This is a genomic window from Virgibacillus profundi (genome assembly GCF_002287375.1).
In the GTDB taxonomy this organism is placed as follows: Bacteria; Bacillota; Bacilli; order Bacillales; family Amphibacillaceae; genus Virgibacillus_K; species Virgibacillus_K profundi.
Genome location: NZ_NPOA01000010.1, coordinates 131499 through 157614 on the forward strand (window position 1 = coordinate 131499; position 26116 = coordinate 157614).

Annotated in this window: 22 protein-coding genes; 1 reads left to right on the forward strand and 21 read right to left on the reverse strand. The window is 40.4% G+C overall.

What is annotated here, in order from left to right; translation table 11 throughout:
- Window positions 1–9 precede the first annotated feature (9 nt).
- The 10 genes from CIL05_RS14775 to hpaI all read right to left on the reverse strand — a co-directional run bounded on the left by CIL05_RS14775 (window position 10) and on the right by hpaI (window position 10706).
- Window positions 10–1197 carry an amidohydrolase gene (locus CIL05_RS14775; protein WP_095656322.1) on the reverse strand — a complete coding sequence of 396 codons (1188 nt, stop codon included), beginning with the start codon at window positions 1195–1197 and terminating at the stop codon, window positions 10–12.
- A 111-nt stretch (window positions 1198–1308) separates the two neighbouring features.
- Window positions 1309–2247, reverse strand: a complete 939-nt coding sequence (locus CIL05_RS14780) for a hypothetical protein (protein WP_095656323.1) — start codon at window positions 2245–2247, stop codon at window positions 1309–1311.
- Between the two features lie 803 nt (window positions 2248–3050).
- Window positions 3051–3434 (reverse strand): 5-carboxymethyl-2-hydroxymuconate Delta-isomerase, encoded by a 384-nt coding sequence (locus CIL05_RS14785; protein ID WP_095656324.1) that lies wholly within the window; start codon window positions 3432–3434, stop codon window positions 3051–3053.
- Between the two features lie 15 nt (window positions 3435–3449).
- Window positions 3450–4211, reverse strand: coding sequence for a fumarylacetoacetate hydrolase family protein (locus CIL05_RS14790; protein WP_095656325.1), 762 nt, complete (start codon window positions 4209–4211; stop codon window positions 3450–3452).
- A 1-nt stretch (window position 4212) separates the two neighbouring features.
- Window positions 4213–4998 carry a fumarylacetoacetate hydrolase family protein gene (locus CIL05_RS14795; RefSeq protein ID WP_095656326.1) on the reverse strand — a complete coding sequence of 262 codons (786 nt, stop codon included), beginning with the start codon at window positions 4996–4998 and terminating at the stop codon, window positions 4213–4215.
- Window positions 4999–5174: 176 nt separating this feature from the next.
- Window positions 5175–5663, reverse strand: coding sequence for a flavin reductase family protein (locus tag CIL05_RS14800; protein WP_206207786.1), 489 nt, complete (start codon window positions 5661–5663; stop codon window positions 5175–5177).
- A 33-nt stretch (window positions 5664–5696) separates the two neighbouring features.
- Window positions 5697–6683, reverse strand: coding sequence for a 3,4-dihydroxyphenylacetate 2,3-dioxygenase (gene hpaD / locus CIL05_RS14805; RefSeq protein ID WP_095656327.1), 987 nt, complete (start codon window positions 6681–6683; stop codon window positions 5697–5699).
- A gap of 15 nt (window positions 6684–6698) precedes the next feature.
- Window positions 6699–8174, reverse strand: a complete 1476-nt coding sequence (gene hpaB, locus CIL05_RS14810; RefSeq protein ID WP_095656328.1) for a 4-hydroxyphenylacetate 3-monooxygenase, oxygenase component — start codon at window positions 8172–8174, stop codon at window positions 6699–6701.
- A 17-nt stretch (window positions 8175–8191) separates the two neighbouring features.
- A complete protein-coding gene (gene hpaE / locus CIL05_RS14815) occupies window positions 8192–9712 on the reverse strand; it encodes a 5-carboxymethyl-2-hydroxymuconate semialdehyde dehydrogenase (protein WP_095656329.1) in 1521 nt (506 codons plus the stop codon).
- A 64-nt stretch (window positions 9713–9776) separates the two neighbouring features.
- Window positions 9777–10706, reverse strand: a complete 930-nt coding sequence (hpaI, locus tag CIL05_RS14820) for a 2,4-dihydroxyhept-2-ene-1,7-dioic acid aldolase (RefSeq protein ID WP_095656330.1) — start codon at window positions 10704–10706, stop codon at window positions 9777–9779.
- A gap of 312 nt (window positions 10707–11018) precedes the next feature.
- On the opposite strand from hpaI, the gene CIL05_RS14825 reads away from it, so the two are divergent.
- Window positions 11019–11921, forward strand: coding sequence for a LysR family transcriptional regulator (locus CIL05_RS14825; RefSeq protein ID WP_095656331.1), 903 nt, complete (start codon window positions 11019–11021; stop codon window positions 11919–11921).
- 103 nt (window positions 11922–12024) lie between these two features.
- On the opposite strand, the gene CIL05_RS14830 is transcribed toward CIL05_RS14825, so the two are convergent.
- From CIL05_RS14830 to CIL05_RS14880, 11 genes are all read right to left on the reverse strand, one after another.
- On the reverse strand, window positions 12025–12810 hold the full coding sequence (locus CIL05_RS14830; RefSeq protein WP_439144843.1) for an ABC transporter ATP-binding protein: 786 nt from the start codon (window positions 12808–12810) through the stop codon (window positions 12025–12027).
- Between the two features lie 12 nt (window positions 12811–12822).
- Entirely contained in the window at window positions 12823–13809 is a 987-nt protein-coding gene (locus CIL05_RS14835; RefSeq protein WP_095656333.1) for an ABC transporter permease, read from the reverse strand.
- A 713-nt stretch (window positions 13810–14522) separates the two neighbouring features.
- Window positions 14523–15539: an ABC transporter substrate-binding protein gene (locus CIL05_RS14840; protein WP_095656334.1), complete on the reverse strand. Its 1017-nt coding sequence runs from the start codon at window positions 15537–15539 to the stop codon at window positions 14523–14525.
- Window positions 15540–15666: 127 nt separating this feature from the next.
- A complete protein-coding gene (lpdA, locus tag CIL05_RS14845) occupies window positions 15667–17118 on the reverse strand; it encodes a dihydrolipoyl dehydrogenase (protein WP_095656335.1) in 1452 nt (483 codons plus the stop codon).
- Window positions 17119–18366 (reverse strand): dihydrolipoamide acetyltransferase family protein, encoded by a 1248-nt coding sequence (locus CIL05_RS14850; RefSeq protein ID WP_095656336.1) that lies wholly within the window; start codon window positions 18364–18366, stop codon window positions 17119–17121.
- A gap of 11 nt (window positions 18367–18377) precedes the next feature.
- A complete protein-coding gene (locus tag CIL05_RS14855; protein WP_095656364.1) occupies window positions 18378–19340 on the reverse strand; it encodes an alpha-ketoacid dehydrogenase subunit beta in 963 nt (320 codons plus the stop codon).
- A 718-nt stretch (window positions 19341–20058) separates the two neighbouring features.
- Window positions 20059–21114, reverse strand: coding sequence for a pyruvate dehydrogenase (acetyl-transferring) E1 component subunit alpha (pdhA, locus tag CIL05_RS14860; RefSeq protein ID WP_095656337.1), 1056 nt, complete (start codon window positions 21112–21114; stop codon window positions 20059–20061).
- 15 nt (window positions 21115–21129) lie between these two features.
- Complete coding sequence (locus CIL05_RS14865; protein WP_095656338.1) at window positions 21130–22272, reverse strand: Leu/Phe/Val dehydrogenase; 1143 nt, start codon at window positions 22270–22272, stop codon at window positions 21130–21132.
- Window positions 22273–22634: 362 nt separating this feature from the next.
- Entirely contained in the window at window positions 22635–23609 is a 975-nt protein-coding gene (locus CIL05_RS14870; protein WP_095656339.1) for an NAD(P)H-dependent flavin oxidoreductase, read from the reverse strand.
- 139 nt (window positions 23610–23748) lie between these two features.
- Window positions 23749–25272 carry an aldehyde dehydrogenase family protein gene (locus CIL05_RS14875; RefSeq protein WP_095656340.1) on the reverse strand — a complete coding sequence of 508 codons (1524 nt, stop codon included), beginning with the start codon at window positions 25270–25272 and terminating at the stop codon, window positions 23749–23751.
- A gap of 58 nt (window positions 25273–25330) precedes the next feature.
- Window positions 25331–26116, reverse strand: a complete 786-nt coding sequence (locus CIL05_RS14880; RefSeq protein ID WP_095656341.1) for an enoyl-CoA hydratase/isomerase family protein — start codon at window positions 26114–26116, stop codon at window positions 25331–25333.

Here is a 26116-nt window from a genome sequence, read left to right on the forward strand (position 1 = left end):
TATCTATGCTCACCCTATCTCAAAGTAATCACAAACTACTTGTCCAACCGCTTTTGCAGCTACAAGTAAGGCATCTTCATCGATATCAAATTTTGGATGATGATTAAAATAGGCTTCCTCCATCCCTTTTGGTTTACATCCGATAAAGAAGAATGTACTTGGAACTTTTTCCGCATAGTAAGCAAAGTCCTCCGAACCGGAAAGTTTCGGAAATTCACGAACTCCTTTTATATCGGGATCATTCATTTCCTCCAGACTACTTCGCACGACTTCAGTCATTTCCGGATCATTATATAAGGGTGGATAATCTGCAGTATAGGTAAGTTCACACTGGACGCCAAATTCGGTTTCGATGCCTGGAACAAGTCGGTGAATTTCTTTATCGATCAATTGTTGTGTTTTACTGTTCATATATCTTACATCACCCTCGAGCTCTATACGGTCTTTAATAACATTAAATGTTCCCTTCCCGTCAAAGGAACCAATTGTTACAACGCCCATTTCGAATGGATTTAATCGGCGACTGATGACTGTCTGTACAGCTGTCACAAAATGGGCCCCTGCAATAATGGAGTCATTCGCCTTATGCGGTGATGAACCGTGTCCACCAACGCCTTGAATTCCCAGTTTAAAATAAGTTCTCCCAGCCATCGTGTATCCACTCCGGTAACCCACAACACCAGCCGGGTCAGTTGGGAATAAGTGTACCCCAAAAATATTATCAACATCATCAAGTACGCCCGATTCAACGATACTTTTTGCACCACCTGGTGGCGTTTCCTCTGCATGCTGATGAATGATTTTGATTGTGCCTGGAATCAATTCCTTTAATTGAATGAGACAATCCGCCAAAACCAACAAATATGCTGTATGACCATCGTGTCCGCAAGCATGCATAACTCCTTCTTTTTTTGATTTAAACGGAACATCTGTCTCTTCATGGATTGGCAATGCGTCAAAATCAGCCCGGAGTCCAATTGTCTTGCCAGACTTTCCACCTTTAATTGTGACAATAATGCCATATCCATTTCCGACGTTTGTTTGGACTTGTACATCTTTATCCTTGTAGAAATCGGCAATATACTTTGCTGTTTTTTCCTCTTTAAAAGAAAGCTCGGGATGTTCGTGTAAATAACGGCGAATTTCAATGATTTCACTTTTTCGTGATTCAAGCATTTTCATTAATTGATCTTTCATATACCCAGCTCCTATTATTGATCTATTAACTTTAATGTTATCAGACAAAAAACCTTCATTTAGGCTAAAAACGATTTACTCTACCATGATACGAATATTTTTTCAGGTACTTTAAAACCTCTCAATCAATGCATTTCTCTCTATTTCCAGTGCTGCTAAATCGGCTTCTTTTTTTCCTGTTTCCACATTTAAATTACTCGTTATCCGACCGATGTTGGATTGTTGACTTCTGGCTTGTTCCAATGAATCCTGAATCCTTCCTTGAACCATCCAGTCGGACAATATGCCATCAAAGAAAAAGTCGGCAAATTTCAGTAATCCGGAAATATCTACATGCAATTGAGCAGTCTCATTAACATCTAGCAATTCTTTCTGGAAGCTTCGCATTTTAGTCTGGGCCTGATGGATATATGCTGTAGCTTCATCAATATGACTGTGTTTGATTGCACCTGAGATCATCCCACCACCAAACATATCGAAGGTTCCCCATCCTGAAGCACTTTCAAGTGAAGTTACAGCATTGGCAAGCGCATATTTGACAGTTTCCCCTGCATTTATAGCTTCATTCAGTTCTGTAATATATGCCTGTATGTCCCCTTCTTTTTCACTTAAATCGTATAATTCACGGGCAGATGCAGAATTGCTTGCATGAATCATTTCTTCTTTTACGGCTAATATATTTTGATATTCACTTTCAATAGTCACCACATCTTGTAATTTGTTTTCCAGTTCCATTATAGATTCATTGATTTCCTTTTTTGTTTTACCGGCTTCTTTCAGTTGCAGTTGAACACCCACTACTTCCTGCTTTTCCTTTCGCAACTTTTCTTCTTTTTCTCCAAAAAATGTTTGAAATAAGCTGGTTAACCCAATGCCTTCCAGCTTCTTAACATCCTTCATTTCTTCAGTAAGCTGGCCCTCGAGTTCAGTAATCGTATCCTCTATTCCTGATAATTCAACTCTGTAATCTGTCAATTGTGTCTCCCATTTTTTCTTCTTGCTCATTTTCCCCTTTATTTGAACAAGTTGACCATTCAGATCTTTATACATATGTATTTCCCCCTTGTTAATTAATACTGCTTCTATATACATTTACGATTAAGAGATTAAGAAAGTTTCATTTCCATGTTAATATTAGCCAGCCCTGACTTTTCTTTTCTACAAGGCACATTTCGTAAACTTTGGGACTGCACTTCGTTCGCCCCACAAAATACTGTTATTATTTAACCTTCTTAGTTTCTATAAAAGACTTAAGCGCTAGGTCGTTTTCCGCTGCGGACCGTTGCTTTCCGCGGGCACGGCTTCAGCCTCCTCGAGAAACCCACTCTGCGGAGTCTTCAGACACGTGCTATTCCCGCAGGAGTCAACGGTCCGCAGCTCCAAACAACTGCCACAAATGTACAATCATTTGTTGAATTAAACAAGAATTTTTCAAAAAGTTAAAACACAATTTTAGCGGAGGAAACACATTGAAGACTCCTGCGGGAGGAAAGGCATAGGTGAGACCCCACAGTGCGAAGCACGAGGAGGCTCACCAGCCGCCCGCGGAAAGCGAAATGTGTTTCTGGAGCGCTGAATTAGCACTCACCTTCTAGAAGGTGGGAGGAAATCACACTAAAGTTACGTCGCATTTCCCATCAACTACGGGGCAGATAACAACAAGTTTTTTGGTGGGGCGAGTAATCGCAGTTCCAAATCACTCCGGTGGGATGAACATCCAGTCCCAACTATGCGAAAAAACAGCCTGCTACACAACCTCTCTCTGCTATTCGATAGCAAAAAAATGGCGATACCTTTATAAAGTATCGCATGCTTAGTTGAATATATTTATAATTCAGCAACACTTGAGGTTTTCAACTCTCAAACCTTGTATGAATATTATTTTTCTTATAAGTAGGATTGCTAAATTCATAGACTTCCATGGAAAGTGCTAAATAGCGTTTTACAAACAAGTCTGCAAAATGATTTTCCATCCTTTTAAACAGATCATCAGAAAGATTCTTTTTATCTTTTTCCGAACGTCCTTTTCCAAGCTTCAGGGTCGCATGGACAAACGCATCATCTGCTGAACCATCTGCTATGAGATAATCAGTCAGCTCAATAGCTCTAATCCGTAAGCCTGCAACTGGAATTATATGATTATGGGAACGAAACACTTCGTTTACTGTTTGAAGTAATTGTGGAATATCTGCTTCCGTCTTAAGATTATTCGTATATTCAATGTAAAAATGCGGCATATATTCTCCCCCACCTTATTTGGTCTTAGTCAATGTATCCTCACCTATAATGGTATTAACAAGCCTGCCAATTCCTTCAATTTCAGTTACAACTTCATCTCCAACCTTTGTATCAACAGACCCTTTGGGAGTACCGGTAAGAATAATATCTCCTGCACTTAATGTCATGAAGCTAGTTAAGTATTCTATTAATTCTGGTACACCTAAAATCATGTCAGCAGTAGTACCCTCCTGTGTTACTGCACCATTAACATACGTCCGCAATGTCAGATTCATCGGATCACTTATGTCCTGAGCATCTACCAGCCAGGGTCCTAGTGGTGTACAGGCATCACGGTTCTTCGCCCGGAGATTGGGGCGATAATAATTTTCCAGGTAGTCACGCATCACATAATCATTCGCAACCGTATAACCAGCTACATAGTCATACGCTTCTTCCTTCCTCACATTCCTTGCAGTATCACCGATTACCACTGCTAATTCACACTCATAATGCATAAAAGAAACATCACTGGGGCGATATGTCTTACTAAGGTGACCAGTAAATGTATTTGGCCCTTTTAAAAAAACTAAAGGTTCTTTTGGCACATTAAAATCTAACTCTTTTGCATGGTCGACATAATTTAGACCCAACGTAAAAACGGTACGGGGTCCTACTGGTGGGAGCCATATTACTTCATTCTCCTTTACAATTTGACCATCATTCAATTGCATATTGCCTTTCTTTTCAATAGCATGATGGATGGAGCCATTATAAACAACTCTGGCATGTTTCATTCTACAGCCCTCCCAGCAAATTCTTCTCGCTTTTGATCGTATTTTGTAATTTCCCAACACCTTCTATCTCAATTTGAACATGATCATTAACACTCGCCAGTGGTGCATTCTCCGGAATACCGACAAGTAGCGTGTCTCCCTCGTAAAGTGTCATAAATGCAGTGACATCTGCTAGTAGTTTACCAATTGGCCGTATGAGATTACTTGTGTTATTTTCCTGTTTTAGTTGACCATTAATATATACATAGATATTCAGCTCATCCGGGTTTTTCACAGCTTCACGTTCAATTATCCATGGACCCGCCGGGCAAAAACCATCACGAGCTTTTTCCTTCACTGCCGGGCGATAGACACTCTCATGTGGAATACTCACATCATTAACAACCGTGTATCCAAATACATAGTCAAATGCCTCATCTTCGGCAATCTTTGTAGCCTGTGTACCAATTACTACCCCTAAAGCTGCACCCATTTCCAGTTCAGAGATATCCTCCGGCAGTGGAATCACTGCATCAGAACTAATTAAAGTATTAGCTGGCTTAATATATAAAATTGGCGCTTTTGGGGGTTCTTTGTATGGCTCCTTGTGCATCGAAGTTTTCAAAGTTTCATATGCACCTTTGTAGTTTAATATGGTTCCATAAACGGTTCCTGATAATGGAATATCAAAAGGAAGCTTATCCACAGTTATTTGATCACCATTGATACCCACTATACCTTCCTTAAAATCCACAGTACCGCGCATAAATTGCTGCATTCCCTTTAATTTTAGCTTCACACTAATCATCAGGACACTCCTTTCATTTTTTAGAAAACTTGGCATACGCTTTAGGTTAGGCGTATGCTCATAGCTTGCACTTATGCAGTAAGAAAGTAGTTATACTTTCTTAACTGCCAAAATGGGCTATAAAAGAAAAACAGACCAGTACTTTACTGGCCCATAAAGCTTATTTTAATGCTTATTTATAAAGCATTATTCAAATACATTCCGGTAGCTTGATAGCTGCCATATTTTCCGCCATAAAATGTTAATGGATCGCCATCCTTCATATCAAGCTCCAGCACTTTCCCTATAATTAAGGTGTGGTCACCAACAACATAGGTTCGATCCACATCACAGACAATGGAAGCTAAGGCATTTTTTATGACAGGAATTTCATTTTTAAAATCAAAATTTATTTCTTTTTTTGCTATCTTCTGTCCCGCAAAATGCATCGAAATAGCTTGCTGTTGATCAGAAAGAACATTGACAGCAAACTTTCCAGACTTTTTAATTTTCTTCAGCATATTTGCATTATTATCAATTGAAACAGTAATTAACTTGGGATCCATTGATACAGACATGAAGGCATTAGCAGTCATTCCACGGACTTCGGTTCCAACTTTTGTTGTAATTACCGTCACACCAGTCGCAAACTTCCCCATTGCACTTCGAAAAAATCTATCATCCAAAATAATTCTCCTTTCCAATAATTTAGCTAGAATCTATACAATAAAATCTGGCTTTCTTTGTTCCAGCTTTGCTTCCTGAACAACAACAGGTTTACCTGTATTGAAATCAACAAAAGGCATGGCCTCATTGAACCAGCTGTCGGGCGGCTCATGTCCCCAAAATGTCGCACGCTGTGGGTCATCCAAATCCCAACGTATAGGTTCAAAATCAGCATCGCCTGTAAAATAATCCCCTGTATACAATTCAATACGGTTACCATCAGGGTCACGTAAATAAAGGAAAAAGGCATTGGATAACCCATGACGGCCAGGTCCTCTTTCAATACTCTTTGCATACCCCAATGATGCAAGTACGTCACATGTATGAATCACACTCATCGGGTCACTTAACCAAAATCCTACATGATGAAGCCTTGGGCCTTTGCCATTCATAAACGCAATATCGTGAACGGCAGGCTTGCGGTGAAGCCATGCCGCCCAAATGTCATTATTCTTTGTCATAGTATATTCCGAGCAGGCATAACCAAGTTCATTACGATAGAAATCATACGCATTTTGCACATCCGGTACCATACAATTAAAATGATCGATCCGTTGCATTCTGGCACCCCTATATAAATCATAACGCTGCAGCAGGCGTTCGACCGTATCCATACTGCAGAAGAATTCAACAGGAATACCGGAAATATCCTGTACACGAAAAGCACGACCAAGTGCTTGCTGGCTTCCTTTTGCAAACCACTTTAGCTTCATTCCCTTTCCCTCAAATAATGCTGCCAAGCTATCCAAATCCCGATCCTGTTCTACTTTATAGCTAATAACCTCAACACCCGGCTGTTCAGCTTTTTTAAGAACATAACTATGATGCCCCCGTTCTTCCAGCCCTCTTAAATAGATATGATTTTCATCTGATTCTGTTTCAATGAACCCTAATCCATTAACATAAAAATTCCTGGCTGTATTTAAATCGGTCACCCTGACAACTGCACGAGCTGCCCTTGTTATATTAAAATCATGCACCAGGATCCCCCCTCCCTATGCCTTCACAAGGCCTGGTTTCGCAACATTTAAACCATTAAGAAAATCGCGAACTCTCTCTTTATATGGATCCTTATCGTACTTATCAAAATAAGCCATTCCCATTTTGACCGGATCGCCAAAGAAGTAGTATTCATAATGTGTCTGTCGGCTACCGAATGCACTCATTGTTAAATCCCATGCTAACCGGAAAATCTGAACACGTTCATACCCTTCCACATTTTTACCTTGCATTGCCCTATGCAGAATTGGACCGATTTCTTCGTGATTAAAGTCATCATAAGAAGGAATTCCCATCAATCCTGATGCACCAAGGATTCGTAAAATTTCCGCCATCCGCGGATAAACACGTGGGTACCAGTTACGGGCCGCATCAAGCGCTTCAAAGTCAGGTGTCATCATTCCCCATTTATCAACCTTCGCATTATATTCTGCACGAAACAGGTGGGATTTCATCGCTTCCAATGTCAGCATAATTTCCGTTCCCTTATCTTTGACATGCTGAAAACCATCGATGCCAATGGAGTCCATCAGTGTAAGCACAACACCAAGCAAAAATTCTGTTTTGGCAACATCTTTTGCAATAACCTGATGGGACATATGGGCAACAGCATTCGTTTCGGCAAATGCCCGATTGCAAATAGACGAATTCCCACAAACAAATACGCGATCCCAAGGTACAAGTACATGATCAAAAGCGACAATTGTATCACCTTCTTCAAATGTTGAGCCAAGTGGATGATCATATTTATTTTTCCCATAATCAAATGATTCCCGTGATAGGAATTTGAGCCCTGGGGTATTATTTGGCAATGCAAATGCCAGTGAATAAGGATCATCCAACTCACCGGATTTTTTAACAGTTGATGGAAATACAAGAATCTCATCTGTTATGCCGCCTTGCGTTGCCAACAGTCTGATCCCGTCAACAATAATTCCTTCATCTGTTTTCTTCACAAGATGAAGGGCAACATTTGCATCCTTTTGTTCAGCCTGGATTTTTGCACGGTTAACCTGTGGATGGATTAGTGTATGGGTTAAACTGACATCATTTTCCCGTGCATATTCAGCATATTTCTTTGCATTATCAGCAAACATCGGATCTCCTTCTGCAAAAAACGCACTGGCTTCCCCCATTGCCATCACGTCAGCATTGAGATAATCCGGGGAACGGCCCATTAATCCATTTGTAAACTCCTGCCACTCCATCATGGCTTCACGTCTCGCAATTAAATCTTCGATGGTTTTTGGAACCATAAATGTTTTACCAACTTTGTTCCCTGTCGTCGGACTGGTATAAAGCATTTTATCCGGTTTTTCATATTGAATATCATACAACTTCGCCATAGATCCAATGATATTTTTAAATGCTGGATGTGTTGTCACGTCTCCCACCCGTTCCCCATGAATGTAGACATTATTATTTGCCTTCTTTAAGCGGTCTATATATTGTTTGCCTGTTTTAGCTGGCATTTGATAACCTCCTTTATTTAATCCTTTTTCTTCCCGAATTGTGGAATATGATGGTCTTTGAGTGCTACATGGATTACTTGTGTTTCCGTATAAAAATCAAACGCATAATGACCACCTTCTCTGCCAATTCCACTTGATTTGGAACCACCGAATGGAATCCTTAAATCCCGAACATTTTGCGAATTAATCCATAGCATTCCGGAATCAACCGCTTGCGCAACACGGTGGGCCCGCTGAATATCTTTTGTCCATACATATCCGGCAAGACCATAAATAACATCATTAGCTAACTCGATAACTTCATCCTCATCCTTAAATTTCATCACCGTTAGAACAGGACCAAATACTTCCTCCTGTGCAACAGTTTTATCATTTGTAACGTTTAAAATAATTGTTGGTGCTACAAAATTGCCTTGTTCAAACTCCCTTGGCACTTCCCCGCTATAAAGCGTTGCACCCTCTTCTTTGGCAATTTCCAGGTAACGCTTTACATGATTAAAATGTGTTGTATGAATTAGCGGCCCCACTTCAGTACTTTCATCCATTGGATCCCCAACAATGATGTTATCCACCCGTTCCTTTAAAGCTTCCACAAATTCTTCGTAAATGTTTTCCTGTAAAAACAGGCGTGAATTTGCTGTACACCGCTCCCCATTAAACGAGAAGATCCCCCATGTACAGGCATCAAGCGCACGTTCAAAATCAGCATCTTCAAAAACAATAATTGGTGATTTTCCTCCCAGTTCCATGGAAACCCGTTTTAATGTATCTGCGCCATTTTTGTTAATTTCCGAACCAGTCTTTGTTTCCCCTGTAAATGAAATTAATTTGACATCTTTGTGTGCAACAAGGGATGCTCCTGCTGTTTCACCAAAACCGTGCACGACATTGAAGACTCCTTCAGGAAGCCCGACTGAATCAATTAGCTCCGCAAGTTTACTAGCAGTTAACGGAGACCATTCTGCGGGTTTTAAAACAACTGTATTTCCTGTTGCCAGTGCAGGGGCAATTTTCCATGTTTCAAGCATGAATGGCGCATTCCATGGTGTAATTAAACCTGCTACACCAAGTGGTTTATGAATCGTATAATTAATAAATTCATCATCAACCTGATATGCTTCACCGACCATTCTGCTTGCAACCATTTCTGCATAAAATCGAAAGTTTTTCGCAGCACGGCCTGCCATTTTTTTAGTTTGACTTAACGGTAATCCTGTATCATAAGATTCAAGCAGTGCAATTTCATCCACATGTTCATCGATCACATCTGCAATTTTCCCGATCAGTTCCAATCGATCTGCTGCCTTCATCTTGCCCCATGGCCCTTTAAACGCTCTTTTCGCAGCATCAACTGCTTTATTAATATCAGCTTTGTCACCTTCTGCAACATGGTTAATCACTTCATTTGTAAATGGATTTAAATTTTCGAATCGCTTGCCAGATTCTGCATCAATGAATTCTCCATTGATATAGAGAGAAATATCCTTCGTTTCCAGGTCGTTTACCAGTTGCTCTTTATCGAGTTGCTTTGCAGTCATTCGAATGATTCACTCCTTTTTGGTAAGCCTTACAGCTTTTAGTAAAAAGTTTTATTTCTTTACATTACTTATTCGTAACGCTTTCATTTATATCGGCATAATTTTTCAGGACATTCTTTATTTCAGCCTTTAGCTCTTTTGACGGTATATCCATTGGCATCCGTAATGTAGGGCTGATCTTGCCAAGTATACCTAATGCTGCTTTCACCGGGGCCGGATTTGTATCTTTAAATAACACATCATTAAGTGGCATCAATTCATAATGTAAATCCTGCGCACGTTTTAAATCCCCTTTATTCCATGCATTGTGCATTTCAGCTACCTTGTCAGGGACAACATTTGCTGTTGCGCTGATCGATCCAGCCCCTCCAATTGCTAGCATCGGGTAACACAATAACTCAATACCGGAAAATAATAGGAAGTCTCTGCCGCAGTTAAGTAAAACGCGATTAACATGTTCAAAGTCTTTGTTTGATTCCTTAACACCAATAATATTTGGACAATCTTTGCTTAATTTTGCTAATGTATCCACTTCAAGATTTACAGCTGTTCTACCTGGAATGTTGTAAACAATAATCGGTAGATCCACAGAATCAGCAACTGTTTTATAATGCTTGTAAAGTGCTCCTTGATTTGGTTTGTTATAATATGGAACAATGACCATTGCAGCATCTGCCCCAATTTCTACTGCTTTTTTGGTCAGATACATCGTTTCATCATGATTTGTTGACCCTGTTCCTGGCAGAAAAGGTACCCTGCCATCAATCGCCTTCATCGCTGCTTCCATTACACTGACACGCTCTTCAATCGTCAGTGAGCTTGGCTCGCCACTTGTACCACAAACAGAAATCGCATGACTTCCACTTTTAATTTGCCAGTCGATTAAATTTTCAAGTGTTGTAAAATCAATGGAACCATTTTCATTAAATGGCGTAATTACCGGGACGATGGACACACCACGTAAGCGCTGTTTAATTTCTTCATACACGGACATATTACCTTCTCCCTTTTATAATTTTTAGAATTATGTGTATTATCTTTATACTATCATCACCGTAGTTATATGAATAATATTTATTTTGTTGTCCAGCTATATGAAATAGATATACTTAATTTAGGGCAAACACCTATGCGTCATTTGAATTCAAATAAAATATTGCTAAAAACACGAAATTGTTGGCCTAAAATAATTGAAATGGTTTTTGACTATTTTAACTATTCATATAGTTGCTATGTTATAATACAATATGTAAATCATTTATTTATTTGCTTTTGTATATGTAAAATATATAGGAGGAAGAAACCTATGGATATAAGACAGTTGCGTTATTTCTATACCATTGCAAAAACAGGGCAAATAACCCGTGCTGCCAAAGAACTTCATATGGCCCAACCTCCGTTAAGTCAGTCCCTGAAATCGCTTGAAGATAATTTAGGTGTGAAATTGTTTGATAGAAATGGGAGAAAAATGGAACTTACAGAAGCGGGATTGATATTGTACAGAAAAACGGAACGACTACTCCACTTTTTGGATGAGACGAAAACCGAGGTAAAAGAAACGGGAAAAGGCATAAAAGGAAAGCTTTCCATTGGATGTGTCAAATCATGTTTTTCACTTTTGCCTAAACGCTTAAAACTTTTTCGGGATCTGTACCCAAACGTTTCCATTGAATTAAGAGAAGGAGATACATTCAGACTTACTGAACAACTGCATAACCGTAACATTGATTTGGCAATTGTTCGCCTGCCACTTGAATTGAAGCCATTTTCATTTTATCCTCTGCCAAATGAAAAATATGTGGCGATAGTTCCTGAAAGCTGGATTTCCCACAAAAAAGAAGATTACATATCTTTGAAGGAACTGGCCAAAATGCCTTTACTGCTTCTTCATCGAATTAGTGGTATCGGACAATATGAGCTTATTATGGATCAATTTGAAAATAGTGGATTAAAACCAAACATCGTTTGTGAATGCCCTGACGTAGATATGATTATAGGGCTGGTAAATGAAGAAATTGGTGCAACAATCGTACCGGAATCTGCTATTACAAGGCTGCACCAGCAAAATATCAAAGTACTGAAATTAGAAGGTGTAACGATAATTTCGGAATCCTCCCTTATATGGTTAAAAGATCGTTATCTTTCAAAAAGTGCAGGTCGTTTTATTGAATTGTTTACAAATAAAGAAACCAAAACATTATCCAGCTGAACAACATTACTGGAAGTGATTATAATAACGCCAAAAGAAGTAATCGCTCAACCTGGAAAGATCAAGCGATTACTTCTATTCCTTAGTAATATTGCAGCTAAGCTCACCCCAACACAGCACGATCATTTTCAAATTGTGTTCCACGTATACGTTGAAATTCTTTTAACAGATCTTCTATTGTCAGCTTCTGTTTTTCTTCTCCATCTATATCTAGAATGATTTGACCTTTATCCATCATGATCAGTCGATTTCCCAGATCGAGTGCTTGTTGCATGTTGTGCGTAACCATTAATGTCGTTAAATCAAATTTACGAATGACGTCACCAGTGAGCTTGGTGATTAACTCCGCACGGGAAGGATCAAGTGCTGCTGTATGCTCATCAAGCAGTAAAATATTCGGTTCTGTAAAAGTAGCCATTAATAATGAGAGTGCTTGGCGTTCACCACCGGAAAGAAAACCAACTTTAGCGTTCAAACGATCTTCCAGACCTAAATTCAGAGTCGCTAAGAATTCCCTGAACAATTCCTTTCTTTGTTTCGTAACACCTGGTTTAAGCTTTCTTTTTTTGTTACGGGCATATGCCATCGCCAGATTTTCCTCAATAGTCATGGATGGTGCTGTACCTGCCATTGGATCCTGAAAAACACGGCCGATAAATGCTGAGCGATTGTATTCAGGCAAGTGAACAACCTGCTTGTCATTTATAAACACATCACCAATATCGGGTATAAGATTCCCAGATACAACATTCATTAGTGTGGATTTTCCTGCCCCATTACTTCCAATTACCGTAACAAATTCCCCTTTTCCCAGTTCCAAATCGGTATCTCTCAATGCTATTTTTTCATCCGGGGTACCTTCATTGAATGTAATGGATATATTCTTCATTTTAAGCAATAGCTACACCTCTCCCACCTTTTCTTGGTTCAGCCTGGCACGTTTTTCCAGCCTACGCTTTTTCTCTTTTCTTGCCTGCAATAGTTTTGGGGCAACCAAAGCAATAATTACAAGCAATGCAGTTATCATTTTCATATCGCCCGTTTCCAAAAATTCAACCCGTAGCGCCATAGCTACAACAATTCGGTAAATGATTGCACCACCAACTACAGCTAATGTAGCTATGGCGATGGTTTTGACCCCAAATAATGCTTCGCCTATTATAACGGAAGCCAGACCAATTATAATCATTCCAATTCCCATATTTACATCTGCGAATCCCCCATGTTGGGCAATCAGACCTCCCGAAAAAGCTACAAGTGCGTTTGAAAAACCGATGCCGACAATTATTAAAAAATCTGTATTTGCAGAAAGGCTCCGGATCATCACCTGATTATCACCTGTAGCCCGTAGTGCAAGGCCAACCTCTGTTTTTAACAAATAATCTGTCAGTAGTTTGATAGCCAGTGTTACCAGAATCATAACAATAACAACACTCCAGGTAGGTGGAAGACGGTCCGCGCCAAAGAATGTTAACATGCCATTCAATGCTGCATCAATTCCTGTTGCTTCCCAAATTGATTCAAGCTGCTTAAAAATGGTTGATTCATTTAAAAGGGATAAAGTAGGTTGTCCCATGATTCTTAGATTAATAGAGTATAGAGCAATCATCATGAGAATCCCTGCCAGCAGGGCATTAATTTTCCCTTTCGTATGAAGTATACCCGTGACACAGCCTGCAAGGAATCCGGCCAGTGCCGCCAAAAAGCTTGCCGTTATGGGAGATACACCATTCATAATTAAAATTGCTGCGACTGCAGCCCCTGTTACAAAACTACCATCAACAGTTAAATCGGGAAAATCCAAAATGCGAAAGGATAGGTAGACCCCTAAAGCCATGATTGCATAAATAATACCCAGTTCTACTGCATTAAATAATGATAAAAGCATATTTTCCTCCTTGTCGCAACAAATCTTTAGTAAAGGCCCTTTTCAAAACTTTGGGACTGCACCTCGTTCGCCCCATCAAAATATTGTCGCTTTATTAACTTTCATAGTTTCTATAGACTGCGACGTAAATCGAGATTGATTCCAATAACATGTGCTATTGCCGCCGTCCGGGATCGCTGCGGGCGGATGCTTTCCGCGGGCACGGCCTTAGTCTCCTCGAGAAAACCACTCTGTGGGGTCTTCGGACACGTGCTGTTCCCGCAGGAGTCACCGCCCTACGCTCACCCGGACTGGTGAGGTAGTTCGATATTTTGAATATTGATTACTAATGTAGGTCATCGGCAGTAACCGGAAGTCCAGCGGAGGAAACACATGAAGACTCCTGCGGGAGGAAAGGCATCGGTGAGACCCCGCAGTGCGGAGCACGAGGAGGCTCACCAGCCGCCCGCGGAAAAGCGAAATGTGTTTTCGTAGCGAATCCCTGCTCTCAACCAACGTTTGCAAATGAATTTTCACTATGTCGCATTTTACATCGACTACGAATCAGATAACAACAAGCCTTTTGGTGGGATGAGCAGTGCGTAGTCCCAATCTATGTGAAAACAGCCTAATTTAAAAACGAAAATCAGGCTTTTATCCCGATTAATAATAGGAATAATAAGACAGACAACCGTCTGCCTTATGTCAAACAATATATAATTCTCTAAATTATCCTAATCTTGCTCTACTAATTTTGCTTCATCCCATTCGCTCTGCCACTCGATACCCTGTTCCTCAGCAGCTTGCTTATTAATGAATAATTCGATTTTCGGCGGGTATTCAGCTGGAATGTCCTTTGGTGATTTTTCACCTGTTAAAATTTCAACAGCCATTTCACCTGTCCGGTAACCGATTGTATAGTAGTCAATTCCATATGTTGCAAATCCACCTAATGCTACTGAATCGGGCTCCCCGACAATCAATGGAATATCCTGTTCATTTGCAACTCCAACAACTGTTTCCAATGCAGATACAACTGTATTATCAGTTACAATGTAGATTACATCCACTTCACTTACTATTGTTACTGCAGCTTGCTGAACCTCTGCAGAATTAGCAACTGTACGCTCAACAAAACTGATGGAAGTTCCTTCAGCAGCTTCTTTGACTGTATCAATCTGTGAAACAGAATTTTGTTCACCTGCATTATAAATCAAGCCTACAGAAGCACCTTCAAAATTTTTATCGATGAACCCAACTGTTTCCTTGATTGCGTCCGGATGAAGATCCGTTACACCCGTTATATTTTCTCCGGGTTTATCCATAGCTTCCACCAAACCAGCACCAATCGGATCTGTTACCGATGTAAACAGGATTGGAATCTCACTGGTAGCTTGTAATGCACCTAGAGCACTGGGTGTTGAATTTGCAAAAATCAAATCAACGCCATCTGCAACAAATTTATTGCTGATTGTACTTACATTATTCTGATCGTTTTGTGCACTTTGAAAGTCATATTCCACTTTTAATCCAGCCTCATCTATCGCAGCCTTGAAACCTTCGTATGCTGCATCAAGTGAGGGATGTTCCAAAATCTGGGTTGCTCCAACCTGATAAGTTTCCTCTTCTGTATCTTCTGCTTTTTCACCACTGTCATCAGGCTCCTGAGCATCGGATGAATCATTTGAACCACAAGCAGCTAGTACAAATATTGTCAGTACTGCGATTACCATTAATAGCCATTTCTTCATAACGTATTCCTCCCTTTTAAACTTTTTGAAATTTGAGAAATTATAACATATCCAGCTAATTAGTCAAGTACTCATCTGAATAATTAGATAAATATTTTATCAAAAATTTTCAATTGTTATCCTAATTTCATGTGAATACGTGAGAAACTCGCTCATCTTTTCTTTTTGGTACCATGTGTATTGATTCACCAATTAATCCTTCCACTGCTTCCAGTAATCCTTCATTCATACTTGGGTGAGCATATAAAGGAAACTTCACGTCCTCCTCCTTTGCAGCCATTTCCAGTAATTGAGCAAAACTGGCGGAAAGCTCAATTGCCCCCTCGCCAATCATGTGAATGCCCAGAATAATGTCATTACTTTTATCCGAAATAACTTTAATAAAACCATCCTTTTTACCCGAGATCATAGCATAACCATTACTTCCGAACGGAAATTGACTAATACGGATATCTAAATCATGTTCCACTGCTTCTTCTTCCGTTAATCCAACAGAAGCAATCGGTGGAATTGTATGGGCAACAGCTGGCAGAAAGGTTAAATCAACTTCAGGTTTACCACCTGCAATCAACTCTGCAGTCACTTTTCCCTGCTTGATTGCTTTTACGGCAAGCATAGGCCCTTTTACCACATCCCCAATTGCGTAGATGGAAGGTATCGTTGTCTGCAGGTTTTTATTTACAGTAATAAAACCTTCTTCATTTTGTTTTACTCCTAATCGATTAATACCCAATGATTGAACATTTGGTTTTCTTATACCAGGTGTGAATAGATGTGTACCTTCCAATAGATGCTCAGTATCATCATCTTTTTCATAAGTTATAGTAATAATGCTATCATTCATTTCCTTTACGGAGTTAAGTTGAGCATTCTTGATGATTTGAATCTTTTTCTTTTTAAATTGACGGGTTAGTTCCTTGTTGATGGCAGAATCATAAGGGAAATCCCTTTCATTCTCAAGCAGCAAAGTAACCTTTGATCCGAATTCCCTGTAGGTGGATGCAATTTCAAATGCAATATAATCATTGCCATAGACGATAAGATGATCCGGTATTTTTGCCAGCTTAAAAATTTCATCCGATAGTAAAATCCGATTACTTTCACGAGGAATGTTCGCCTGTAATTCTGCAAAACTTCCTGTTGCAATAATTGCTTGTTTAAATGTGTATGTGTCAAATTGATGACCATTTTCTACACCAATACGATCACTTCTCGTAAACGTGGCTTTCCCCTTAATCACTTCCACCTGATTTTCACTACATAGTTTTTCAACACCCATTCGAAGTTGCTTGGTTACCTTTGTTTGATAATCAAGCAATTTTCCCACATGAAACCCCTCACCTGAGGATTCTATGCCAAGTTCTTCCATATGCTGTATTTCAGAACGTTTCTTTGCTGCATATGTCCAAATCTTTGATGGAATACAGCCTTTGTTTAAACAGACACCTCCCAAGTTCCCCTGCTCGATCAATGTAACCTGAATGCCCAGCTGTGCAGCTCGTATGGCAGCACTGTAACCACCAGGGCCACCACCAATAATAACAAGATCCCTTTCCTGGCTAATTTCACCTACAACCATTTACATCATCTCCAGCATTAATTTATAAGGTTGTTCGATCAATTTGGAAAAACGGTTCGTAAACATAACAGCAGTTGCACCATCTGCAACACGATGATCAAAGGATAGGGAAAGTGTCATGATTTGTCTGATAACAATATCATCATTTTCATTCACAACAGGCATTTTCTTCGTTTTATGAAAAGCGATTAGTGCTGTTTCCGGGTAGTTAATAATTGGCGTTGCCCCTGTGCTCCCAAGTGGACCTACATTACTAACTGTAAATGTACTTTTTTGTATATCTGCCGGCTTTAAGTCACTATTTTTTGCCTTCGTGGTTAGGTGCTTGATCTCTTTGTGGATTGTTTGAATTGTTTTTTTGTCTGCTTCATGCACAACAGGAACCATCAAACCATCTTCCGTATCTGTTGCCATGCCAATATGATAGTCTTTTTTCAAAAGGATTTTTTCGTTTTCTTCGTCCAGCTCTGCATTGAATACCGGAAAATCTTTTAATGCAATGACAAGTGCCTTAACGAGAAAGGCTGGAACAGAAACGTACATATTATCAGCCTTTAATTCTTCACGAAGCTTGAATAAATTCGTCATATCAACCTCATCAAAATGAGTGACATGTGGAATCGTAAATAAAGACTTCGTCATGTTCTTCGCAATTTGTTTTCGGATACCACGAAATGGAATTTCATCTGGATGTGTAGTTTGAGTGGGTTTGTTCATTTCTTCTTTTGCAGTATTTTTTGATTGGGATACAGCAGTTGATTTTATCGGTTTTTGTCGGACTTTTATAAACCGGTATACATCATCCTCTGTTACTCTTCCTGAAGGATCGGACGCTTGAACGTCTTCGATATTAATATTGTTGTCACGTGCAATTTTTCGTGTGTATGGTGTTGCTAAAATACGATTAATCAAACGGACAGGTGATTTTTGGACTTCTTTTTGATTCGTTACAGTTATCATTGGAGCATTACCCTCTTTCGCTTGAGTGGTCAGCTTTTTTATCTTATTATTTCCTTCTGCCTCAATGTAAAGGAGGGTTGTTCCAACTTGAACTGTCTCACCTGTATTAACAACTATTTCTTTTATCTTTCCAGTTCCGGGAGAGGGGAGTTCAGCAACCATTTTATCTGTCTGTACTTCAACAAGCGGCTGGTCAGCTGTGACATTATCCCCTTCTTTGATCAAATAATGGATGATTTCTCCTTCTGTCATTCCCTCCCCGATATCATGCAGTTTTACTTCCAACATGCTAGCACCCCCTAGAAATTAAAAGCCTTTTCAATACTTTTCAAAACACGTTTAGCAGTTGGGAGAAAATAATCTTCCAGTGCAAAAAATGGTACCGGTACATCAAAACCTGTGACACGCTCAATCGGTGCTCGTAAATACAGGAATGATGTATCATTAATGGTGGAAACAATTGTCTCTCCAAGTCCGCCTGTTGCTTGTGCTTCATGAACAATGACCGCTCTTCCCGTTTTTTTTACAGATTCAGAAATCATTTCCCGATCCAGTGGATATAATGTCTGTAAATCAATGAGATCACAGGAAATTCCTTTTTGTTCTGCTTGCTCCCTGGCCTCCTCTGCAACCGGAATCATCGCTCCCCATGCGATGATACTGACTTCTTCCCCTTCATGTAATTTTCTTCCTTTTCCAATTTCTACTGTATATTTTTGAGCAGGAACTTCTTCACGTGTTGCACGATAATTACGCATCGGTTCCAGAAATAGTACAGGATCAGGATCTTCAATAGCTGAAATTAGTAATCCTTTTGCATTATAAGGCGAGGATGGACATACAACCTTCAAGCCGGGCATATGAGTGAATAGTGCTTCCGTGCTGTCCGAATGCACTTCAGGTGCTCTTATTCCCGCTCCATATGGTGCTCTAATAACCATTGGCACTGAAAAATGTCCTCTTGTTTTCATGCGGATTCTGGATACATGTGTCATTATTTGATTATATGCCGGATAAATGAATCCCATAAATTGAATCTCAGCAATTGGTTTGAAGCCATTTACAGCAAGACCAACTGACGTTCCAATAATACCTGATTCCGAAAGCGGTGTATCAACAACCCTGTCTTCACCAAATTCTTCATAAAGTCCTTCTGTTGCCCTGAAAACACCACCGTTTTTCCCAACATCCTCACCCAAAACTAACGTCGTATCGTCCAATTCCAGCATTGTTTTCATTCCATCATTAATCGCTTGAATCATGGTCAGGTTTTTTGCTGTTATATTTTGCCGTGTCTTCCTTCTCAACTCTACCGCCAAGATAATCCCCCCTTACATATTTTTGAAAGACTGTTTTCTAAAAGATTGGGACTGCGATTACTCACCCCACCAAAAAGATCTGTTGTTTTGCCATAAAAGATATAAAAGATAACGTAACTTTAGTGTGACTTCCTCCCACCCTTTAGAAGATGAGTGCTAATTCAGCGCTCCAGAAACACACTACGCTTTCCGCGGGCGGCTGGTGAGCCTCCTCGTGCTACGCACTGTGGGGTCTCACCTAGGCCTATCCTCCCGCTGGAGTCTCCGTGTATTTCTTCCGCTGGTATTCCGGTTACTGCTAATGAACTGCATTAGTAATCAATATTCAAAACATCGAACCACCTAACCAGTTCGGGTGAGCGAAGGGCGGTGACTCCTCGAAAATACAGATCCATTTTCTTCGTGCGATGTAACGCTGTCGCAGATTTCCTTGTCCTGCGGGAATAGCACGTGTCCGAAGACCCCGCAGAGTGATTTTCTCGAGGAGGCTAAGGCCGTGCCCGCGGAAAGCATCCGCCCGGAGCGATCCCGAACGGTGATTATAGCAAATACTTATAGCAGTTTACGCTGCACTTTATATCCACTGCGAGGATTAAAACAACAAAACTCACGAAATGAGCATTTAAAAATGTCCACATTGCAAGTCTATAAAACCTCCACTCTAGTATTCCTCCAGCAGCTCAAGATAAGTTTCCTTTTGCTTAACAAGCTCCTCAGGTAACTCGGCAAATACATGATCGAACAAGTCTTCCACATTAGCTTCCGGATAATTTTCCATTGCATCAACCGCTGCATCAACCTCTTCTTTCAATTGAGCCTGCATTTCAGATATTTTCCCCTCTTTCCAGAAGCCATTCTTTTTCATGAATTGCTCCAGGCGGCTCAATGGCTCAACAATATCCTTACCCTTATCAGCCGGACGGTATTTAGTTGGGTCATCTGCTGTCGTATGTGCACCTGTTCGCCAGGTAACAGCTTCAATTAACGTAGGTCCTTTCCCTGCACGTGCTAAATCGACTGCCTTTTTCGTCTCAAAGTAAACGGCAAAACAATCATTACCATCGATACGGACACTTCTCATTCCATAGGCGACAGCCTTTTGTGCAATTGTTTCAGAGTTCATTTGCTTTTCTATCGGCACAGAAATGGCATAACCGTTATTTTGATTAAAAAAGACTGTTGGTGTTTTAAACACACTTGCAAAATTAAGACCTTCATGGAAATCACCTTCGGATGTTGCACCATCCCCAAAATAGGCAACTGCAATCCGGTCTGTTCCCTTCCTTTTCTCTGCCCAGGATGCTCCAACCGCATGCGGAATCTGGGTTGCTATTGGTACCGCTGCAGGGAATATGTTTTTTCCTTCTGGCGGGATACATCCTTCCACCCGGCCGTTCCAATAAAGGAACATGCTTGTCATGTCAGCACCATAGGTCAGTGTTGCTCCATGATCACGGTACGTTGGAAAAATCCAGTCATTCTCCCCAAGTGCGAGTGCACTGCCAACCTGGGCTGCTTCCTGCCCTCCAAATGGCGGGTATGTTCCAATCCGTCCCTGCCGCTGGAGACTGATTGCTTTTTTATCAAATGTCCTAATCCGGTACATATGGTAATACATATTTTCCACAAGTTGCTCGTCAATTTGATCCTTGTACAAATCATCGATAAAATCTCCTTGATCATCGATGATTGTTTTTATTGGATAGTTAGCTTCCATCAGCTTCCCTCCCTATTAATTACGAATATCCCATTTAGGCTTGGTGGAACGAGTATAAAAGCTGTTTCTCCGTTTTCTGTTTTCCAACACGTTTTCACATATGTGATTTGCTGCTTCCATTGTTGATTGTTGCTTGAGCTTTGCTTGTCGATACACATTCAGAAGTACATTGTAAATTTCCTTTGTTTTTATTAGGACTCTTTCTTTATTTGCACCATATAATTCATCTGCAACCTGGATAAGTCCACCTGAATTAATAATGTAATCAGGGGCATAAAGGATACCTTTTTCAGCCAGCTCCACCCCATGCTGTTCTGATAGTAATTGATTGTTTGCTGAACCAGCTATCGCTTTTACATTTAGTTCTTCAATTGTACGATCATTAATAACACCACCAAATGCACATGGTACAAATATATCAACATTCTGTGAATAGATCCCTTCACTTGAAACGGGGTGAGCAGATCCAGATGTTTCTTTAGCCTTTTCCAGGATTTCAGCTACATTTTCCTCATCAATATCTGTCACATAAATTTTCGCTCCTGCCTGCAAAAGACCTTCAGCAACTTTGAAACCTACCTTGCCAAGACCTTGTACAGCATATGTTGCTTGGTTTAAATCATCATTTCCAAAAAGCATTTTATTTGTAGCCATTATTCCATACAAAATACCCTTGGATGTAGGAATAGAAGAGTCACCGCCACCCCCATAGGCTTCAGGAATACCAACAATGTTAGTCGTTTCCCGCATTGCATGCACAAAATCATCCATCGTTGTCCCCATGTCTGTTCCTGTATAAAAACGTCCACCAAGTGAATCGACAAATTGGCCAAAACTGCGAAAAAGCTCAGGGGTTTTATCTGTATTGGGATCCCCGATAATAACTGCTTTTCCACCACCAAAGTCGACATCAGCTGCAGCACATTTATACGTCATTCCTTTTGACAGGCGAAGCACATCTTCAAGCGCTTCATCAAGACTCTGATATGCTTCCATCCGGCATCCACCAAGTGCAGGGCCAAGTGTTGTGTTATGTATTGCAATGATTGCTTGCAGTCCGGTGGAAGGATCATTACAAAATACCACTTGTTCATGTTCTGACATTTTATCAAGCAAAGCAAAATCATCAGTGATCGATGACTCTTTAACTAATCCCATAAAAATCCTCCTAAAAAGGTGAAATTTTGATATGAAAGAGATCTACTCAGGAATAACATCTTCCTTTTCCTCCAAAGTTTTTCCGAATAACTTTTTGGGAGTATTTACCTGTTTCCTGTCTATTCATTTATATTGTTTGAAATTTAATTGATCATACAGCCTTACTAAAATTCTATTTTCACTGTATGTATAGTATTTATAGTCGATCAAAAGTGAATTTCAAGACAAACTCGACCGATAGTAAAGCGCTTACATTTAAATGATGTTTTATGCCCATATTTATTCGTCATTTTAGCATTGGGGTATAATGTAGTCAATATATTTAGAAAAGTATATCTATTACAAAAACCCTAACAACTAGCCTATGAATGGGTTACATTTGAATTTCCATTTAATAAATCCATTTTACGGTTCATTTGTTTATTTGCATCATGGACCATTCCTTCGATGACTTCTTTCACACTGGCTATACGTGTGATTAGTCCTATCACTTGCCCGGCATTCATGAAGCCATTCTCAAGGTCTCCATTGAGCGCTCCTATTCGGTGGTGAGCCTCAGAAGTAAATGAACTATATTGTTCCAGCGTTATACCACTGTTCTCAAGCGCTTCAAGCTTTTTTGCATACGGTGTGTTCAGGATACGTCTGGTTCTTCCTAAGGATCTGCCAACGATAGCAGTTCCAGTTCCATCCGATTCAATTAACTGCTGTTTATAGACATCATGAAAAGGTGATTCCTTTGTTGCAATCAGAATAGTTCCAAGCTGAACACCACTTGCCCCAAGCATTAAAGCCGCTGCCAGGCCTTTTCCGTCACCAATGCCACCGGCAGCAAGGATGGGTATAGTGACATGGTTAGAAATTTGAGGAACCAATGTAAACGTAGTCAATTCCAGACCGGAATTAATGCCTGCCGCTTCAAATCCTTCCGCTACAATAATATCTGCACCGGCAATCTCCGCTTTTTTTGCATGCTTGACAGAAGCAACAACGGTAAGCACCTTTACATTATTATCATGGAGAATTGGAATATAATTTGCAGGATTTCCAGCAGATAATGAAACTGCAGGGATTTGATGTTTAATTACCAGTTTTATTAATTGATCAACATGGGCTGTCACATTAATAGCAATATTGATTCCAAATGGTTTATTCGTAAGTCCCTTTGTTTCAATAATTATTTTTTCAACTTCATCCGGTGTCATTGTTCCACAGCCAATCATTCCCAGTCCACCGGCATCTGAAACTGCTGCTGCAAGTGGTGCATTACTGATATTGCCCATTCCTCCCTGAATGATTGGATAGCTTATATTGAGCAGTTTGCAAATGGGATTCACTTAACTTCCTCCTTTACTTCCAAATTGATGAAAAGACATTTCCCACCAATTTCCAGCAGCCAAAGATTTCCGTGGACCAGCTGATTTTTCTTTGACTGCTGCCTGTTTTTATGATGACCCCCGAATTAAATAGAAAAAATTAAACTCCAAACGGATTTAACGGTTTAGATCCGTAGTATGAAAGAACACTTTTGTCTTCCATATAAAGATCCAGCGATTCCACGGCAAGCTCCCTGCCGAATCCCGATTCTTTATAGCCGCCAAAAGGAGTTCCCGGAAACGCAGAAAATGGACTGTTCACCATAACGATTCCAGCTTGAATCCGGTGTGCTACACGGGTTGCCCTGGCCTGGTTTGTCGTCCAGATTGCTGAACCCAATCCATATTTAGTATCATTGGCACGCTTGATGACATCTTTTTCATCTGTGAATTTTTCAACAACAACGACAGGACCAAAAATCTCTTCCTTCACTGCTTTCATATCGGGAGTTACGTCCGTTATGACAGTTGGTTCATACCAATGGCCGTTTTCAAATCCTTCAATTTGCATGATTTTCCCACCTGTGGCGATTGTAGCTCCATCGGCTTTGGCTGATTGGACATAGCCATCGATTACATCCACCTGCTCCTTGCTGATTATCGAACCTAAGTGTGTTCCTTTATCAAATGGGTCACCGGACTTCAGCTTTTCCGTCTTTGCAATGAATTGTTCCATGAATGTATCATAGATTGATTCATGAACAAACATACGTGACCTCGCTTCACAGGATTGTCCTGTATTAAAGAAAATACCAAACAAGGATCCCGGGACTGCCGCCTCCAAATCTGCATCTTCAAAGACAATGTTTGGTGATTTTCCACCAAGCTCCAGTGTTATGCGCTTCAATGTTTCTGAAGCTTTCCCCATAATATTTTTCCCTGTTGGTGTCGATCCTGTAAAAGCAACCTTATTGATTGCTTCATGTTTTACAAGGTAATCACCTACCACTTGACCGGAACCCGGAATCGTATTGACAACCCCTTCCGGAACTCCTGCTTCGTGGCAGATTTCATTTAACAGGATTGCCGTAACCGGTGTGAGACTTGCCGGCTTAATAACAACCGAGCAGCCTGCAGCAATCGCTGGTGCTATTTTCCAAGCGGCCATCATCATTGGATAATTCCATGGAATAATCTGTGCACATACCCCGACTGGTTCTTTATGTGTATAGTTGAAAAATCCATATGGCATATTATTCACTGTTCCACGGTGTCCAACAATTGCTCCCGCATAAAATTCAAAATCCTCGATCGCCTGATTGACCTGAACCTGAGCTGCCCCAATTGACTTCCCACTATTCAGGACTTCCACTTCCACCAATTCCTTAAATCTTCCTCGCATAATTTCTGCGATTTTATTTAACACACGGGAACGTTTTCCAACTGGGTATTTACGCCATTTTCCATGATCGAAAGCGTTTCTTGCCGCTTGTACAGCTTTTTCCGCATCTTCCTCGTTTGCCTTTGCTATAGTAGCCAAAACTTCTCCTTTGGCAGGGTTGAATGTCTGATATATTTCGTCCGAACTGCTTTCAACACGCTCTCCATTAATAATCATTGAATAATGTTCACGCTTCAGTGGTCCAACCTCAGTAATTATTTCCTTGTTTACTGTTTGTGTCATGGTCTATATTTCCTCCCCATATTGTAAAATCATCATCAATTTCCAGCGTAATATCTGCTTAATTTCCTGAGAATTCGGCCCTTCTTTTTTCTTTAAAAGCATTTAATCCTTCCAGATGATCCTGAGACATACCGGCAATTCGCTGCGCTTGTGCTTCTTGCTCCAATACTTCATCAAACGACAGGTTCATTCCGTCCATCATATACCGTTTGATTAACCCAAATGCTTTGGTCGATAATCCGGCCATGGATAACGCAAACTCATGCACCTTCTCATCCCATTCGGTAGGCTCGATCATTTTCGTTGCAAGTCCTAATTTATATGCTTCTTCTCCTGTGATCGGTTTTCCTAAAACAGCGATTTCAAGTGCTTTAGCATAACCAATCAGGCGGGGAAGTACATACATAAAACCCGAATCAGGTATTAAACCGATATTCATAAATGCACTAACAAACTTAGTTTTTGGTTGAACAAGCCTGAAATCAGCTGCCAGCGCCAGGCTCATCCCTGCCCCCGCAGCAGTACCATTAACCGCAGCCACAATCGGCTTTGGCACCTCTTTAATTGCCTTCATCATCGGATGATAGCGCTTACGAAGGAATGCAGCATGGTCCGTATTTTCATCGACTCCACCCAAATCCTCACCCGCACAAAATGCTTTCCCGGTTCCCGTCATGACAATACACCGTACGTCTCTATCTTTACTCGCCACCTTCAATGCCTTTATAATTTCCTTATTCATTTCAGCTGTAAATGCATTGTAGGCTGTCGGCCGATTCAGTGCGATTGTTGCAACACCATTTTTATGTTCATAAGTAATTGTTTGATAATCAATAGATTCCAT